Genomic DNA, 16144 nt, shown 5'->3' with positions numbered 1-16144 from the left:
CCCGTCGCCGCCGCCACCCGCGCGCGCGTGCTCGCCGCCGCAGAAGAGCTCGGCTACCGCCCCAACCGCATCGCCCGCGCCCTGCGCTCACGCACCACCGGCGTGGTCGGCCTCGTGCTCGCCGACGCGCTCAACCCGTACTTCGGCGCGCTGGCCAGGCACGTCGAGCAGGCGCTCGCCGGCCACGGCCGGCTCATGCTGATCGGCAACGCCGGCTACTCGGCCGAGCGCCAGCGGCACCTCGTCGAGCGCTTCCTCGAAGCCAGGGTCGACGGGCTGCTGATCACCTCGGCCGACGCGGGCGACGACGTGGCCGCGCACGCCAGAGCGGCCGGCGTGCCCGCCGTGTACCTGCACAACGGGCCGGCCGACGGCGAGACGCCCCTGGTCACCGCCGACAACGCGGGAGCCGTCCGGGAAGCGGTCGCCCACCTGCGCGAGCACGGCCACGACGACATCGCCTTCCTGGCCGGCCCGCAGGACATCGGCCCGGTGGGCCGGCGCCGCGAGATCTGGCAGGAGGCCGTCGAGGGCCGGGGCACGCTGCTGCGCTCCGCCTACTCCCGCGCCGAGGCCGACGCGCTCATCCGCTCCCTGGCCGCGGCGGGCGCCGTGCCGAGCGCGGTGATCGCGGCCACCGACGAGCAGGCCATCGGCGTCCTGTCCGGAGCCTGCGCCGCCGGGCTGCCCGTGCCCGGCCGCCTCGCCGTCGTCGGCCTCGACGGCACCCCCGACAGCGCGCACACCGCCCCGACGCTGACGGTCGCCGGGCAGCCCCTGGAGACGATGGCGCGGCAGGCCGTGGACCTGCTCCTCGACCCCGCCACCCCGCACCCGCCCACGGTCGCGACCCTGGTCAGGAGGCGTAGCTGCGGCTGCGCGGATCGTTGAGCCCGCGCCCCAGCGTGCGGTCGGCGGCGATGCGGGTCAGCCAGCCGAGGCCGGCGGTGAAGAGCGGCGGCCACACGATCGGGCCGAAGGTGTAGAAGACCAGCACCGCCAGGGGGATCCACACGCGGTGCACCGCCTGGTGCAGCGGGCCCGGCGGGCGGACCCCGGCCAGGCGTGCCACATCGGGCAGGACGACGAAGGCCAGCGCGGCGGCCGTGGTCGGCAGCCCGTACTTGACGCTCTCGAAGACCGCGAAGGCGGCCAGGAACAACGCGAGCGCTCCCCAGGCGAGCCTGCGGAGCCAGGTGATCTTCACGCCGCCAGCGTACCGAGTCGCCGCGCCCCGCCTTCCGCCCGGTGAATGCAAGGTGAAACACCCCCGGCGTACGCTGTCAAGGCAGTCAAGATCCCGCGCAAACGCCTGCCAGGCCCCAGAGAGCCGGCGGGCGCGTTCACTCGCACCACCGGACCTCGGACTCGGACTCGGAAAGGTTGTGGCGATGCGACCGACCAGGATCGTTGTCGTGGGCATGGCAGTGGCGCTGGCGCTCAGCGCGTGCGGCGGCGGAGGCAGCGGCCAGCCGGCCGCCTCCGGTGGCAGGCTGGAGAAGACCCACCTGCTGATCGGGGTGGTGCCGGTCGCGTCGTCGGCGTCGCTGTTCATCGCCGAGAAGCGCGGCTTCTTCAAGCAGGAGGGCCTCACCGTCAAGACGGAGATCATCCAGGCGCCCACCGCCGTCATGCCGAAGATCGTCAACGGCAGCATGGACGCCTTCCTGACCAGCTACGTCTCGCTCATGACGATCAACGACTCCGGCGCGGCCAAGCTCAAGCTGTTCCAGCACACCATGGGCGGCGCGCCCGGCTTCTGCGCGGTCGTCGTGGCAAAGGACTCGCCGATCAGGACCGTCGCCGACCTCAAGGGCAAGACGATCGCCGTCAACGTGCTCAAGACCCTCGGCCACACCGTCGTCAACGCCCACCTCCAGCAGGCCGGGCTGCGGCCGGACGACGTCAAGTTCGTCGCCGTGCCCTTCGCCGACCAGCTCGGCGCCCTGTCCACCGGCAAGGTGGACGCGGCCTGGCTGGCCGAGCCGTTCCTCAGCGCGGCCAAGAAGAACGGCGCCGTCCAGATCGTCGACACCATCGGCGGGCCCACCGCCGGCGTGCCCGTCGACGGATGGGGCGTGACCGAGCAGTGGCTGGCCAAGTACCCGAAGACGGCCGCCGCCCTGCACCGCGCCCTGGCCAAGGGCCAGCAGATCGCCGGCGCCGACCGCAAGGCCATCGACGAGGTCGTGCCGACCTACACGCAGATCTCGCCCGACGTGGCGGCGGCCATGCGGGTCGGCACGTTCACGATGGAGAGCGACCGGGCCGGCGTGCAGAAGCTCGCCGACCTCATGTACGGCTTCGGCTTCATCAAGACCAGGCCGGACGTGGGGCAGATCTTCGCGTCGGTGAGCTGAGGCCGCCGGGGTCAGGCCATCTTGGACGAGGGTGTTCCCGCCACCCGCGGTCCGGCCCTCGGGCGCTCCGCACGAAGGCGCCGGCCCCGACTCCGCTCGTACGGTGGGTCCCGGCCACCCCTCGCACCGGGACCACCACATATGTGTGCGGCCGGAGCCGTTTGCCCTTCATTCGCCGGAGCAGGGCTCCCGGATGAGAGGGGATTCCGCGGCTTGACCTGGAGCCCGGTCCAGGTGGCAGCGTCGTCCCCGAGCACGTACGCGGCACGAAGGAGCCTGACATGACATTCCGGCAGCTGGGGCGCAGCGGCATCCAGGTGAGCGCCATCGGGTTCGGCGCCTGGGCCATCGGCGGGCCGTTCACGTCCGGCGGCAAGCCCGCCGGCTGGGGCGAAGTGGACGACGACGAGTCCGTGGCGGCGATCCACCGCGCGCTCGACCTCGGCATCACCTTCTTCGACACCGCCGACGTCTACGGCACCGGCCACAGCGAGCGGGTGCTGCGCAGGGCGCTGGCCGGGCGGCGCGACGACGTCGTCATCGCCACCAAGTTCGGCAACGTCTTCGACGCGGAGACGCGGACCGTCACCGGCCGCGACATCTCGCCCGCCCACATCCGGCGGGCCTGCCGGGCCTCGCTCGACCGGCTCGGCACCGACCGCATCGACCTCTACCAGCTCCACGTCGGCGACGCGCCGCTCGACCGGGTGGACGACCTCATCGCCACCCTGGAGGAGCTCGTCGACGGCGGCCTCATCCGCGCCTACGGGTGGAGCACCGACGACCCCGAGCGGGCCGCCGCCTTCGCCAAGGGGCCGCACTGCGCGGCCGTGCAGCACGAGCTCAGCGTCCTGCGCGACGCGCCCGCCATGCTCGCCGTCTGCGACACCCACGATCTCGCCTCGGTCAACCGGGGGCCGCTGGCGATGGGGCTGCTGTCCGGCAAGTACGGCCCGCAGTCCCGGCTGCCCGGCGACGACGTACGGGGGGACTCGCCGGCGTGGATGACCCTCTTCCGCGACGGCCGGCCCGCCCCCGAGTTCCTGGCCATGATGGAGGCGATCCGCGACATCCTCACCTCCAGCGGCCGCACCCTCGCCCAGGGCGCGCTCGGGTGGCTGCTGGCCCGCAGCGACCGCACCCTGCCGATCCCCGGCATCAGGACGGCCGCCCAGGCCGAGGAGAACGCCGGCGCCCTGCGCCACGGACCGCTGAGCGCGGCCGACCTGGCCCGGATCGACGACCTCCTCCAGCGCCCGTCCTGATCACGACGCGCGCCCCGCCCCGCATGGGCGAGCCGCCCTGGCTTCCGGTCTGAACGGTCATGAAGCCGCCAGGGGACGTCTTGCCGCGCTGGTGTCGTCGTGCGGGTGCTGGAGGCGGATCTGGCGGACGCACTCGGCGGCGATGCGGCGGGCGAACCCGGCCGGGTCCTCGTGGGCGGGCACCGGCTCGGGCACGACCGCGTGCACGATGCCCTCGGCGAGCAGGTCGGACGCGCGGACCCGCTGCCGCCCGGCCACTGACGCCGCCTGCTCCGGGCCGCCGTACAGGATGGCGCTGGCGCCCTCGGGCGGGAGCGGCGACAGCCACGCGTTGCCCGCCGCGATCACCCGGCGGGACGGCAGCAGCGCCAGCGCGCCCCCGCCCGTCCCCTCGCCCAGCAGCACCGAGACGGTGGGGACGGTCAGCTCCACCATCTCGGCCAGGCACCGGGCGATCTCGCCGGCCAGCGCGCCTTCCTCGGCCGCCGCCGACAGGTCGGCTCCGGGGGTGTCGATGACGCACACCAGCGGCAGGCGCAGCTCCTGCGCGATGCGCATGCCCCGGCGCGCGCCCCGCAGCGCGGCGGGGCCGAGTGGCCGCTGCTGGGACTGGGTGCGGCGGTCCTGGCCGACGAGGACGCAGGAGGTGCCGGAGAACGAGGTCAGCGCCAGCAGGAGCGCGTCGTCGGTCTCGCCGAGCTGCGTGCCGTGCAGCGGCAGGACGTCGTCGGCGGCGTACCGCAACAACTCCCGCACCCCGGGCCGGTCGGGCCGCCGCGTCAGTGCGATCGACGCCCACGCGTCCCCCGCCGCCGCGGGCGCCACGTCGCTCGCGCTGCCTGGGGCGGTCGTGGCCGGGAGGAGCGGGTCGGCCGTGACGGGTGAGCCGTGCTCGGCGGGGTGGCCGGTGAGGAGGGCGAGGGCGCGGGCGGCGACGGTGGCCAGCTCGTCCGTGGGGACGACCGCGTCCAGGATGCCCTTGTCCACCAGGTTCTCGGCCACCTGCACCCCTTCGGGGAACGGCTCCCCGCGCAGGGTCCGGTAGACGACGGGGCCGAGGAAGCCGATGAGCGCCCCGGGTTCGGCGACCGCGACGTGCCCGAGCGACCCCCAGGAGGCGAACACGCCGCCGGTGGTGGGGTGGCGCAGGTAGACGAGGTAGGGCAGCCCGGCGGCCTTGTGCGCCACGACGGCGCGGCTGATCTCGACCATCCGCACGAAGGCGGGCGTGCCTTCCTGCATGCGGGTCCCGCCGGAGGCGGGTGCGGCGAGGAGGGGCAGGCGTTCGCGGGTCGCGCGCCGCACGGCCGCGACGATGCGCTCGGCGGTGGCGACGCCGATGGAGCCGCCGAGGAAGCCGAACTCGCTGACGACGAGCGCCGCCGCGTGCCCGCGGATGGAGGCGCGCCCGGTGAGCACGGCCTCGTCGGTGCCGGCCCGTTCGGCGGCGCGCCGCAGCACGGCGAGATAGCCGGCGTCGTACGCGCCGAGCTCGACGGGCTCGTCCCAGGAGCGGAAGCTGCCGGGGTCGACGGTGGCCTCGATCAGCGCGCGGGCGCCCAGCCGGGTCATCGCAGCCGGGCGTCGTTGCCGACGATGGGGTTGCGGAGGGTGCCGAGGCGTTCGACCTCGACCTCGACGACGTCGCCCGGCCGCAGCAGCCATGGGGGAGTGCGGGCGTAGCCGACGCCGGCGGGGGTGCCGGTGGCGAGCAGGTCGCCGGGGCGCAGGGTGAACGTGCGGGAGATGAGGGAGAGCGTGTCGCCGACGGTGTAGACCATCTCGTCGGTGCTGCCGTCCTGGACGACCTCGCCGTTGACGCGGGTGCGGACGCGCAGGCCGTCGCGCAGGTCGCCGACCTCGGGGGCGGGCACCATAGGGCCGAGGGGGCCGGAGTTGTCGCCGTTCTTGCCGAGGATCCACTGGCTGGTGAGCTTCTGCGCCTTGCGGGAGGTGATGTCGTTGAAGGCGGAGTAGCCGACGACGGCGGCGAGCGCCTGGTCGGGGTCGGCGTCCACGAGGGGCGCGCCGACGTAGGCGACGACTTCGCCCTCCCAGTCGAGGCCGTCCTCGTTGGCCGGGACGGGGACGGGGGCGCCGCCGACGGTGAGCGACTGCGTCCAGCGGGCGAACAGCGTGGGGTGCGGCGGGAGGTCCTTGCCGGCGAAGGAGCCTTCGGCGACGTGCTTGAGGTAGTTGAGCCCGATGCAGATGACGCGGGCGCCGGGCAGCACGGGCGGCACGAACGTGACGTCCGCCGCGGGGACGGGCGGACCGGACGGCTCCCGCGACAGGTGGCCGGCCGCGTCGGCCCAGAAGCGTTCCAGCGGGGCCAGCACCGTGACCTCGGTGCCGTCGGGTGACAGGGACGCCACCTCGACCGGGCCGCCGTCGCGGCGGATCCCCACGATCCTCATCGGTGATCTCTCCTTGCGTGCGCGCTGAAAGAAACGAACCCTTATAAAGGTTCGCAGGTTTGTGCTTAGATGAGGACTATGCCGCAGACTTCCTCGTCCGGACAAGCCCTGACCGGCGTGGGGCAGGGCGCGCGCACCCGCGCCGAGCAACTGGCCGCCCTGCTCGACGACCGGATCCGCACGCGTGGCCTGGCCCCCGGCGAGCCGGTCGGCACGCTGGAGTCGTTGCGCGCGGAGACCGGTCTGGCCTACGCGACGGTCAGCGAGGCCGTCCGGCTGCTGCGCGACCGGGGCGTGCTGGAGATCAGGCCGGGGCGTGGCGGCGGGCTGTTCGTCGCCGAGCGCGGGCCCGTGGTGCGGCTGCGGCACACGCTGCTGAGCGTCGAGGAGGAGCCGGGCACGGTCGCCGACGCCATCGAGCTGCGCGACCACCTCGAGGAGCTGATCGACGTCGGCGCCGCCCGGCACCGCACCGCCCAGGACGTCGCCGACCTGCGCGCCCTGCTGGGGCAGCTTGAGGCGGTGCCCGACTGGGCCGGGTTCATGCGCGCCAACTGGGCCCTGCACGAGCGCATCGCCGCGATCAGCCCCAACGCGATGGCGCGCGCCGTCTACATCGGCACGCTGGGCCACCTGGGGGCCGCGTCCTCCCGCTTCGACGACGACGCGGCCGCCGCCGGCTACCGCGCCGAGCGCCACCAGGTCCACGCCGACCTGGTCGAGGCGATCGCCGACGGCGACGAGGCCGCGGTGCGCGCCGCCGTGGCCCGGCACAACACCACCACCTGAGAAAGACCGAAGGGGCCTGCCATGCCCGGTGAGTACCGCCAGTACCTGTTCCCGCCCGACCACCCGAGGCTGGCGGAGGTGCGGGGGCTCGACCCGTACGCCTACGGCGAGTTCGCGAGGAAGCCGGGCACGTTCACCGGCGGCCTGGTCGAGGGCTGGACGCCGCTCTACAGGAACGACTTCCACGGCGTCACCGAGAACGGCGTCCTGCGCGCCGGCCTCTACCCGCTCAAGCCCGCCGAGCCGGGCGAGCAGGCGCCGGTCGAGGCGATGGTGGCCGCCGCGAACGACCTGCTCGCCGTCCTCGACGACGAGGGACGCGAGCGGATCTCCTTCGCCGCCGACGCCGTGGAGTGGCAGACGTGGGCGAACCCGGAGTTCATGCAGTTCGACACCGGCCTGCGGCTGGACCTCCAGCGGGAGGCCGTCCGCGAGCGGGCGCTGGCGCTGGTGCGGGCCTCGCTCTCGCCGGAGGGCTACCGGCTCGCGCACGCGATGATGCTGGTCAACGGCTTCCTCGGCGAGGTCGTCGGCCTGGAGAGCATCCTCAACGAGTTCAGCTACAACATCGCCCTCTACGGCACCCCCGACCCGCGCGCCCCGTGGGGGTGGCAGCTCTACGGCCACCACTGCGCGCTCAACTGCCTGGTCGTCGAGGGGCGCATGGCGCTCTCGCCGGTGTTCCTCGGTGCCGAGCCGGACGAGATCGACGCGGGGCCGCACGCGGGCCTGCGCGACCTGTTCGCCGACCGGGTGCGGCTCGGGCTGGCGCTGATGGCGGCCCTGCCGGAGGAGCAGCGGCGCCAGGCCGTCCTGTACGAGCGGATGGTCGATCCGGCGATGCCGGAGGGCCGGGTGCATCCGGGTGACGAACGCCACCTGGCGGGAGCGTTCCAGGACAACCGGGTCATCCCGTTCGAGGGGATCCGGCTGATCGGCGCGCCCGCCGAGGCGCGGACGCACGCGCTGGCCATCGCCGAGGAGTTCGTCCGGCTGCTGCCCGAGGGGCCGCGCGCGGCCCGGCTGCGGGAGATCGCCGAGCACCTGGACGAGACGTGGTTCTGCTGGATCGGCGGGCACCGGCCCGGTGACGTGTTCTACTACCGGTTGCAGTCGCCGGTGCTCATCGCCGAGCTCGACCACCACTGCGGGGTCTTCCTCGACTACGACACGCCCAAGCCGTTCCACGTCCACACCGTGCTGCGTACCCCGCACGGCAACGACTACGGCCGCGCCTGGGTGCGGCAGTGGCAGGAGCGGGCCAGGTGAGCGCCGAGGCGCGGCCCCGCCGGCGGCCTGCTCGCCCGCCAGGGCCGCGTGCGGCTCCCCAGCGGAGTGGCGGGGCTGTTCGACGACGTGTTCGGCGGGCCGGGCGCGCTGATCGCCCGGGACGCGGGCGGCCTGGCCGGGGTGCCCGGCGCGGCGCTGAAGGAGCTGGGCGTCGACCTGGTGGCGCTGTCGGGGCCCGAGCTGCCCGGGGTCACGGTGGTCGAGGACGTGGACGGGGTGTACGGCGCCTGGCTGGACACGCTCGCCGCCGGCGCCGTGCTGGTGCGGCCGGACTTCCACCTCTATGGTGCCGGTGACGCGGCCGCCGAGCTCGCCACCGGCTTCCTCGCCCGCCTCGGCGCGCCCGCGCCCGCCGCCACCCATTGAGATCGGAGCCCCCATGCCAGGACCGCTCGACGGCGTGCTCGTCGTCGACCTCACCCGCGCCCTCGCCGGCCCGCACGCCGCCATGATGCTGGGCGACCTGGGCGCCCGCGTCATCAAGGTGGAGAACCCGGCCGGCGGTGACGACACCCGCGGCTGGGGCCCGCCGTTCGTGCGGCCCGAGCACGGCGACCGCGAGTCGACGTACTTCCTGTCGGCCAACCGCAACAAGGAGTCGATCGCCCTCGACCTCAAGGACGACGCCGACCGCGACGTGCTCACGAGCCTGCTGCGCCGCGCCGACGTGCTCATGGAGAACTTCCGCCCCGGCACGCTCGACCGGCTCGGCTTCGGCACCGGCGTCCTGGCCGAGCTGAACCCGCGCCTGGTCACGCTGTCCATCAGCGGCTTCGGGCACGACGGCCCCGAAGGCGGCCGGGCGGGCTACGACCAGATCGCGCAGGGCGAGGCCGGGCTGATGTCGCTCACCGGATCGGGGCCGGACGACCCGCAACGCGTCGGCGTCCCGATCGCGGACCTGCTGGCCGGCCTGCACGGCGCGTCCGGGGTGCTGGCCGCGCTGATCGAGCGGCAGCGCACGGGCCGCGGCCAGGTCGTGCGCACCTCGCTGCTGGCCTCCGTCGTCGGCGTGCACGCCTTCCAGGGCACGGCGTGGACCGTCGCGGGCCAGGTCGGGCGCGCCCAGGGCAACCACCATCCGTCGATCGCGCCGTACGGGCTGTTCCGCTGCCAGGACGGGTCGGTGCAGCTCTCGTGCGGCAGCGAGCCGCTGTGGCGCCGGCTGTGCGCCGAGTTCGGCCTGGACCCGCAGGCGCCGGGCCTGGCGACGAACGGCGAGCGCGTCGCCAACCGGGAACGGGTGATCGAGCTGATCGAGACCGCCTTCGCCGCCCACCCGGCCGAGACCCTGCTCGCCCGCCTGGCCGCGGCCGGCATCCCGGCGGGCAAGGTCCGCACGATCGACGAGGTCTACGCGTGGGACCAGACGCTGTCGCAGGGCCTGCTCGTGGACGTCGAGCACGACACGCTCGGCCCCCTGCGCCTGCCCGGCCCGCCGCTGCGCTTCTTCACGGCGGGCCCGGACGGCGAGCGGGAGACCACCCGCCGCGACCACACGGCCCCGCCGGTGCTCGACGCCGACGGCCCGAGCATCCGCGCGGAGGTCGGCGAGGGCTGAGGTCGAGTGCGGGCTCAGGTCAGCGCGGGCTGAGGTCGAGTGCCGCGTCCTGGTCCAGGGGGAAGATGGGGCGCTTCAGGTTGCGGTACGGGAGCCGGTGCAGGTCCTGGTCCACGCCGCCCGGCGTGAGCGCGAGCATCCAGTCGGCCGCCGCCTCGAACAGCTCCGGCTCCAGGTACCCGATCTTGACCGCGACCACGTCCACCTCGGCGACGTCCACCCCGAGCCGCCGGTACGACTCCAGCAGCCGGTACTGCATCCGCCGCGAGGTGAGGAAGACGCTCAGCCCGCCGATGCGCACGCCGGCCACGAGCCCGCCGTCGGGGTCGTCGGCCAGCGCCTCCAGCGTGCCCTCCAGCAGCAGCGGCCCCGGCGGGCGGGTGTCGACGCGGCCCCCGGCGCGCACGCTGACGGGCGAGCCGACCGGCAGGTGGGAGACGGCGGCCACGGCCTCCGGGTCGTACAGGGAGGCGTAGACGGCGCGGACCGAGCCGTCGCGGATCTCGGGCCTGGCCAGCATCCGCTCCAGGGCGTAGGTGACGTCGTCGGCGCCGCCCGCGCCGGGGTTGTCGCCGGAGTCGCTGATGAAGTACGGGCGGGCGGAGCCGTCCTTGAGCGCGGCGTCGAGGCATTCGTCCATGGAGCCGGTGGGGGCGACGAAGGCGAAGTCGTCGCGGGCGTCCCAGAACGCCTGCCCCAGCTCGCGGGCCGCCTGCTCGGTGGCGGCGGCGTCGGTGCCGGTGGCGACGACCGCGCCGGTGCAGCGCGGCTCGTCGGCCCAGGCGAAGCCGATCCAGACGGCGGCGTCGATCACGCCGGGCCTGGCTTCGATCTCGGGGATGCGGGCGTACAGGCCGCGGGCGGGCTCGACGCGGGTGCTGGTCATCTCGCCGGGCAGCAGGATCGGCACGTGGACGAGCGCCTTGTGCGGCCGGCCGCCGCGGCGCAGCGCTTCGACGAGGTTGCGGGCGGCGCGCTCGCGGGTCTCCCAGACGTCCACGTGGGGCGCGGTGCGGTAGCAGGTCAGCAGGTCGCAGCCGGCGAACAGGGTGGGGGAGACGTTGCCGTGCAGGTCCATCGCGGCCGACACGAGCGGCTCGGGGCCGATCACGGAGCGGACGGCGGTGATCAGGTCGCCTTCGGCGTCCTGGCGGCCGACGACGCTCATGGCGCCGTGGATGTCCAGCAGGACGCCGTCGAACGTGCCGTCGGACAGGCCCTCGACGATCTCGGCCCGCCAGGCGTCGTACGCGGCGGGCTCGACGGCGCCGCCGGGCAGGGCGCGGGCGTGCACGATCGGCACCCATTCGACGCCGGCCGCCCACGGCTCGGCGAGCCAGCCGTACCGGGCGAGCAGGGCCTGGCCCCGGGTGACCTCGAAGTCGGCGGTGCCGCTCAGGTGCGGGGAGAACGTGCTGGACTCGATGTGGACGCCGCAGATGGCGATGCGCAAGGACACTGCTGTGCTGCTTTCTAGGAGGAACTTTCCGGCACCGGACGCAGGTCGGCCGTCTCCCGCAGGAGCCGGCCCAGCCCGATGAGGGCCGCGTCGGGGCCGGCGATGCTCGCCTCGATGGACAGGGACTGGGTCAGCGGCGGCAGGCAGCGCTCGTAGAGCATGCCTTTGACGGCGGCCACGTAGACGTCGAGGCTCGACAGGGCGCCGCCGATGACGACGCTGTCGGGGTTGAGGAAGTTGACCAGCCCCGACAGGGCGACGCCGAGCAGCCGGCCGGCCTGGCGGACGAGGGTGACCACGGCCGGGTCGGCGTTGACGGTGGCGGCGATGACGTCGCGGATGTCGGACACGGGCAGGCCGCGCCCGGCCAGCTCGCGGGCCAGGGCGGCGCCGCTGGCGACGGTCTCCAGGCAGCCGCTGCCGCCGCAGGAGCACTCGCGCTCGCCGCTGTCGGCCACCCGCACGTGGGTCAGGTCGCCGCTCAGGCCGCGCCCGCCCCGGTAGATGCGCGAGCCGCTGACGAGGCAGCCGCCGATGCCGCTGCCGGCCTTGACGTAGATCATGTCGCCGGGGTCGCGCCGGTTAGGGTGCTCTGCCTGGTCACGCCGGGCGGCGTGCTCGCCCGAGTCGCGCCGGGTGACGTGCTCGCCGATGGCGGCGGCCTTGGCGTCGTTGTCGACGACGGCGGTCACCTGGAACCGGTCGCGCAGGTCGCTCTGGACGTCGTACCCGCTCCAGCCGGGCATGCGGGCGGGGCCGACGAGCCGCCCGTGCGGGAAGTCGACCGGGCCCGGCAGCGCCATGCCGACGGCCAGCAGCCGCCGGCCGGGCGCGTGCGCGGCCCGGACGCCGTCGAAGGCCGCGCCGATCTCGTCGAAGATCGCCTTGGGCCCGGCTCCTATGTCGACGGCGAACTCCTCGGCCGTCAGCAGGTCCCCCGAAGGGGAGCACAGGCCGACGCGGGCGTGGCGGGCGCCCAGCTCGGCGACGGCGAAGACGCCGCCGTCCTCGCGCAGGCGCAGGATCCTGGGCCGGCGCCCGCCGGTGGAGGCGCCGACGCCCTCCTCCAGGATCGTGCCCTCCTCCAGCAGGCGGCGCACGACGCTGGAGACCGTCGAGGGGGCCACCTGAAGGATCTCCACCAGATCGGCGCGAGAGACGGCCTTGCCGCTGGCCAGCAGACCCAGGGCCTGCTCGCGCAGATTGGCGGCGTCCGACATGCCTCTCCCTCCGTGAGGAACAACAGATGCGCCCATCATCGAGCACGAAGACGATCACTGGAACACGCTTCGCGGCGGACTCTACCTCGAAATAAGTGTCGCGAACAAAGTGGATTTTTCGCATTGACTTACTACTTGTACCTCTATACATTCTCCCGCTGAACGGCCCCTGGAGGGCACGCCCACGTCTCGACGAGGAGAATCATGGGGACGAGAACCCGCATCGTGTGCGGCGTGGTGGCCATCGGGCTCGGTCTGACCGCCTGCAGCGCAGGCGCCGGCGGCAGTGCCCAGCAGGGCGGCGGCGCGCAGGGCAAGGACACCGCGACCGTGGCCTTCCGCACGCCCAACTGGATCCTGCCGATCTCGGCACCCGGCTTCACCCAGGGCGAGAACGAGATCTTCTCCACCGCCCTGTACCGCAAGCTGTACAGCTACAAGCTCGACGGATCCAGCACCGACAACGTCGACCCCGAGCGCTCGCTGGCCGAGCCGCCGGCCGTCAGCGACGGCGGCAAGACGCTGACCATCACGCTCAAGGACAACACCTGGAACGACGGCAAGCCGATCACCACCAAGGACATCCGGTTCTGGTGGGACCTCGTCACCGCCAACAAGGACAAGTGGGCGTCCTACAAGCCCGGCGGCTTCCCCGACAACATCGAAAGCTTCAAGGTCAAGGACGACAAGACGTTCTCCCTGACCACGAAGAAGGCGTACAACACCGCCTGGTTCGTCGGCAACCAGCTCAACCGGATCGTCCCGCTGCCCCAGCACGCCTGGGACAAGGGCGACGCCAAGAAGACCTTCGAGGAGCTGACCGCCGCCTCCAAGGACCCCAAGTCGTACGCGACGAACCCGCTGTGGAAGACCAACAGCGGCCCGTGGAAGCTGCAGAGCTACGTGCCCAGCGGCGAGGTGGTCCTGGCCAAGCAGGACACGTACTCGGGCACCGACAAGCCGAAGCTGAACAAGATCGTGCTGCGCCCGTTCACCGGCGACGACGCCGAGTTCAACGTGCTGCGCGCCGGCCAGATCGACTACGGCTACATCCCGCCGGCGAACCTCTCGCAGAAGGCGTACCTGGAGTCGAAGGGCTACAAGATCGCCCCCTGGTACGGGTGGTCGATCACCTACCTGCAGCTCAACTTCAACAACCCCAAGACCGGGGTGCTGTTCAAGCAGCCGTACCTGCGCCAGGCGCTGCAGATGCTCATCGACCAGCCCACGATCAGCAAGGTCATCTGGTCCGGCATGGCCGCCCCCACCTGCGGCCCCGTGCCGGCCAAGCAGGGCGCGCCCGCCGGTCAGGGCTGCGTCTACCCGTTCGACCCGGCCAAGGCCAAGCAGCTGCTGGAGAGCCACGGCTGGAAGGTGACCCCCGACGGGCAGACCACCTGCGCCGACCCCGCCCTGTGCGGCGAGGGCATCGCCAAGGACACCCCGCTGAGCTTCACCGTCACCAGCCAGTCCGGCTTCTCCGCGACCACCAAGATGTTCGCCGAGATCAAGTCGGCGATGTCCAAGGTCGGCGTGCAGCTCACCATCAAGGAGGTGCCCGACTCCGTCGCGGTCACCCCGGCGTGCAAGCCGGATGACGCCAAGTGCGACTGGGACATGTCCTTCTTCGGCTCCCAGGGCAGCTGGTACTACCCGGCCTTCGCCTCCGGCGAGCGCCTGTTCCAGACCGACGCCCCCGTCAACCTCGGCAGCTACAGCAACCCCGAGGCCGACAAGCTGATCGAGAAGGCGCAGTTCTCCGCCGACGCCGGCGCCCTCCAGGAGTACAACGACTTCCTGGCCAAGGACCTGCCGGTGCTGTGGATGCCGAACCCCGTCTACCAGATCTCGGCGTACAAGTCGGGCCTCCAGGGCGTCGAGCCGCAGGACCCGATGAACCTGATGTACTTCCAAGACTGGTCCTGGAAGAGCTGACCGTTGACCCGGTACCTCCTCACCCGCCTCGGCCAGGCCCTGGTCATCGTCATCCTGGTGACGCTGATCACGTTCGTGATCCTGCACCTGCTGCCGGGAGGCGCGGCCAGGGCCATCCTGGGCAAGGAAGCGACGCTGGAGCAGATCGCGGCCTTCAACCACGAGATGGGGTACGACCGGCCGCTGTGGCAGCAGTACGCGATGTACCTGCAGCGGCTGGTCCAGGGCGACCTGGGCTACTCCTTCCAGCTCAACCAGTCCGTGGCCGAGGCCATCTGGCAGCGGCTGCCCAAGACCATGCTGCTGTCGCTGGCCTCGACGTTCCTGGCGGTCGTGGTGGCCGTGCCGCTGGGCGTCGTGCAGGCCGTACGGCGTAACCGCTGGCCCGACTACACCATCAACGGGCTGTCGCTGCTGGCCTACGCCACGCCCATCTTCTTCATGGGTCTCATGATGATCATTCTGTTCTCCCAGGTGTGGCCGGTGCTGCCGCCCGAGGCCCCGCAGGGCTTCACGCTGGCGGAGGTGCTGGCCGACCCGGCCGGGCTGGTGCTGCCCACGCTCACGCTGACGATCCTCACGGTCGCGGTCTACTCCCGCTACGTCCGCTCGTCCATGGTCGACAACCTGAACGAGAACTACGTCCGCACGGCACGCAGCAAGGGCCTGTCGGAGGGCCGGGTGATCGTCGGGCACACGCTGCGCAACGGCCTGTTCCCCGTCATCACCCTGCTCGGCATGTACCTGCCCGCGCTGTTCAGCGGCGCCCTCGTCGTCGAGCGGCTGTTCAACTACCCGGGCATGGGGCTGCTGTTCTGGCAGGCGGCGCTCAAGCGGGACTATCCGATCCTGCTCGGCGTCACGCTGCTGATCTCGGTGGCCACGGTGCTCGGCGCGCTGGTCGCCGACGTGCTCTACGCCGCGGTCGATCCGCGCGTACGACTGAAGGCAGGCCGCTCATGACCGCGCCGCACGAGGAGGAGGCGCCCGTCCGGGGGATGTGGCGGCAGGGATTCGAGGTCTTCTGCGAGAACCGGCTCGCCCTGGTGGGCGTGGCCCTGTTCGTCCTGCTGGCCGCGTTCTCCTTCCTGGGGCCGCTGTTCTACCAGACCGACCAGGTGCACACCGACCTGACCAAGGTCTTCCTGACGCCCGGCACGGACGGGCACCCGCTCGGCACCGACGGCGTCGGCTACGACCAGCTCGGCCGGCTGATGCTGGGCGGCCAGACGTCCATCGTGGTCGGCCTGGCCGCCGGCCTGCTCGCCACCGTCGTGGGCACGATCTGGGGCGCCATCGCCGGGTTCGCCGGGAGCTGGGTGGACGCGGTCATGATGCGGGTGGTCGACGCGATGATGTCGATCCCGGCGCTGTTCCTGTTCATGCTCATGGCCTCGATCGTGACGCCGACCGTGCCGATGCTCATCGTCATCATCGGCGCCTTCGCCTGGCTCGGCCCCGCCCGCCTGGTGCGCGGCGAGGCGCTGACGCTGCGCACCCGCGAGTACGTCATGGCGATGCGCGGCATGGGCGGCACCGGCGGGCGCGCCGTGCGCCGGCACATCATCCCGAACGCCATCGGCACCGTGATCGTCAACGCCACCTTCCAGGTCGCCGACGCCATCCTGTACGTGGCCTACCTGTCGTTCCTCGGCCTGGGAGTGCCGCCACCCGCGGCGAACTGGGGCGGCATGTTGTCGGACGGCCTGTCGGACACCTTCAGCGGCCACTGGTGGCTGCTCTACCCGCCCGGCATCGCCATCATCCTCATCGTCCTCGCCTTCAACTTCATCGGCGACGGGCTGAGGGACGTCTTCGAGGTCCGCCTCCGGCGGCGCTAGCAGGAGG

15 protein-coding genes are annotated in these 16144 nt (G+C 72.8%); 10 read left to right on the top strand and 5 right to left on the bottom strand.

Features of this window, described 5'->3' with window-relative positions:
• Positions 1-27: 27 nt before the first annotated feature.
• Positions 28-891 carry a LacI family DNA-binding transcriptional regulator gene (locus KIS93_RS21540; protein ID WP_246005413.1) on the top strand — a complete coding sequence of 288 codons (864 nt, stop codon included), beginning with the start codon at positions 28-30 and terminating at the stop codon, positions 889-891.
• Here KIS93_RS21540 and KIS93_RS21535 read toward each other — a convergent pair.
• Positions 857-1207, bottom strand: coding sequence for a hypothetical protein (locus KIS93_RS21535; protein WP_222107572.1), 351 nt, complete (start codon positions 1205-1207; stop codon positions 857-859). The genes KIS93_RS21540 and KIS93_RS21535 overlap by 35 nt on opposite strands.
• A gap of 214 nt (positions 1208-1421) precedes the next feature.
• Here KIS93_RS21535 and KIS93_RS21530 point away from each other — a divergent pair, with 214 nt between their 5' ends.
• A complete protein-coding gene (locus KIS93_RS21530) occupies positions 1422-2360 on the top strand; it encodes an ABC transporter substrate-binding protein (protein WP_230466628.1) in 939 nt (312 codons plus the stop codon).
• A 281-nt stretch (positions 2361-2641) separates the two neighbouring features.
• Complete coding sequence (locus KIS93_RS21525) at positions 2642-3625, top strand: aldo/keto reductase (RefSeq protein WP_155129322.1); 984 nt, start codon at positions 2642-2644, stop codon at positions 3623-3625.
• Positions 3626-3682: 57 nt separating this feature from the next.
• On the opposite strand, the gene KIS93_RS21520 is transcribed toward KIS93_RS21525, so the two are convergent.
• The gene (locus KIS93_RS21520; RefSeq protein ID WP_222107571.1) at positions 3683-5197 is read right to left on the bottom strand and encodes a carboxyl transferase domain-containing protein; all 1515 of its coding nucleotides are present in this window, start codon (positions 5195-5197) and stop codon (positions 3683-3685) included.
• Positions 5194-6042, bottom strand: a complete 849-nt coding sequence (locus tag KIS93_RS21515) for a fumarylacetoacetate hydrolase family protein (RefSeq protein ID WP_080045961.1) — start codon at positions 6040-6042, stop codon at positions 5194-5196. Before KIS93_RS21515 ends, KIS93_RS21520 begins: the two co-directional genes overlap by 4 nt.
• Positions 6043-6120: 78 nt before the next feature.
• Here KIS93_RS21515 and KIS93_RS21510 point away from each other — a divergent pair, with 78 nt between their 5' ends.
• Genes KIS93_RS21510 through KIS93_RS21495 form a run of 4 tightly spaced genes read left to right on the top strand, consistent with a single transcriptional unit; the run spans position 6121 to position 9682 of the window.
• Positions 6121-6831, top strand: a complete 711-nt coding sequence (locus tag KIS93_RS21510; RefSeq protein ID WP_080045962.1) for a FadR/GntR family transcriptional regulator — start codon at positions 6121-6123, stop codon at positions 6829-6831.
• 21 nt (positions 6832-6852) lie between these two features.
• Positions 6853-8100, top strand: coding sequence for a DUF3500 domain-containing protein (locus tag KIS93_RS21505; protein WP_080045963.1), 1248 nt, complete (start codon positions 6853-6855; stop codon positions 8098-8100).
• 48 nt (positions 8101-8148) lie between these two features.
• Positions 8149-8487, top strand: a complete 339-nt coding sequence (locus KIS93_RS21500; RefSeq protein WP_155129324.1) for a hypothetical protein — start codon at positions 8149-8151, stop codon at positions 8485-8487.
• A gap of 13 nt (positions 8488-8500) precedes the next feature.
• Positions 8501-9682, top strand: coding sequence for a CaiB/BaiF CoA transferase family protein (locus KIS93_RS21495; RefSeq protein WP_080045965.1), 1182 nt, complete (start codon positions 8501-8503; stop codon positions 9680-9682).
• Positions 9683-9701: 19 nt separating this feature from the next.
• Here the strand turns inward: KIS93_RS21495 and KIS93_RS21490 are convergent, their stop codons facing one another.
• Complete coding sequence (locus KIS93_RS21490) at positions 9702-11141, bottom strand: M81 family metallopeptidase (RefSeq protein ID WP_222107570.1); 1440 nt, start codon at positions 11139-11141, stop codon at positions 9702-9704.
• A 14-nt stretch (positions 11142-11155) separates the two neighbouring features.
• Entirely contained in the window at positions 11156-12361 is a 1206-nt protein-coding gene (locus KIS93_RS21485; RefSeq protein WP_080045967.1) for an ROK family transcriptional regulator, read from the bottom strand.
• A gap of 204 nt (positions 12362-12565) precedes the next feature.
• Here KIS93_RS21485 and KIS93_RS21480 point away from each other — a divergent pair, with 204 nt between their 5' ends.
• From KIS93_RS21480 to KIS93_RS21470, 3 genes are read left to right on the top strand one after another with little or no spacing between them, the layout of a single operon-like run.
• Positions 12566-14296, top strand: coding sequence for a peptide ABC transporter substrate-binding protein (locus tag KIS93_RS21480; RefSeq protein WP_186404369.1), 1731 nt, complete (start codon positions 12566-12568; stop codon positions 14294-14296).
• A gap of 3 nt (positions 14297-14299) precedes the next feature.
• Positions 14300-15259 carry an ABC transporter permease gene (locus KIS93_RS21475; RefSeq protein ID WP_080045968.1) on the top strand — a complete coding sequence of 320 codons (960 nt, stop codon included), beginning with the start codon at positions 14300-14302 and terminating at the stop codon, positions 15257-15259.
• Complete coding sequence (locus KIS93_RS21470) at positions 15256-16137, top strand: ABC transporter permease (RefSeq protein ID WP_080045969.1); 882 nt, start codon at positions 15256-15258, stop codon at positions 16135-16137. The genes KIS93_RS21475 and KIS93_RS21470 overlap by 4 nt, the downstream gene beginning before the upstream one ends.
• Positions 16138-16144: the final 7 nt, after the last annotated feature.

It is taken from the genome of [Actinomadura] parvosata subsp. kistnae, from assembly GCF_900323885.1.
Lineage (GTDB): Bacteria > Actinomycetota > Actinomycetes > Streptosporangiales > Streptosporangiaceae > Nonomuraea > Nonomuraea composti.
The sequence above is the reverse complement of the archived record's forward strand: the minus strand, read 5'-3'. Positions and strand labels throughout refer to the sequence as shown.

Bases quoted from the DNA above. Each gene is read 5' to 3' on its own strand.
- KIS93_RS21495 (WP_080045965.1), top strand. From the start codon at position 8,501: ATGCCAGGACCGCTCGACGGCGTGCTCGTCGTCGACCTCACCCGCGCC.
- KIS93_RS21505 (WP_080045963.1), top strand. From the start codon at position 6,853: ATGCCCGGTGAGTACCGCCAGTACCTGTTCCCGCCCGACCACCCGAGG.
- KIS93_RS21510 (WP_080045962.1), top strand. From the start codon at position 6,121: ATGCCGCAGACTTCCTCGTCCGGACAAGCCCTGACCGGCGTGGGGCAG.
- KIS93_RS21480 (WP_186404369.1), top strand. From the start codon at position 12,566: ATGGGGACGAGAACCCGCATCGTGTGCGGCGTGGTGGCCATCGGGCTC.
- KIS93_RS21530 (WP_230466628.1), top strand. From the start codon at position 1,422: ATGGCAGTGGCGCTGGCGCTCAGCGCGTGCGGCGGCGGAGGCAGCGGC.
- KIS93_RS21525 (WP_155129322.1), top strand. From the start codon at position 2,642: ATGACATTCCGGCAGCTGGGGCGCAGCGGCATCCAGGTGAGCGCCATC.
- KIS93_RS21515 (WP_080045961.1), bottom strand. From the start codon at position 6,042: ATGAGGATCGTGGGGATCCGCCGCGACGGCGGCCCGGTCGAGGTGGCG.
- KIS93_RS21485 (WP_080045967.1), bottom strand. From the start codon at position 12,361: ATGTCGGACGCCGCCAATCTGCGCGAGCAGGCCCTGGGTCTGCTGGCC.
- KIS93_RS21520 (WP_222107571.1), bottom strand. From the start codon at position 5,197: ATGACCCGGCTGGGCGCCCGCGCGCTGATCGAGGCCACCGTCGACCCC.
- KIS93_RS21470 (WP_080045969.1), top strand. From the start codon at position 15,256: ATGACCGCGCCGCACGAGGAGGAGGCGCCCGTCCGGGGGATGTGGCGG.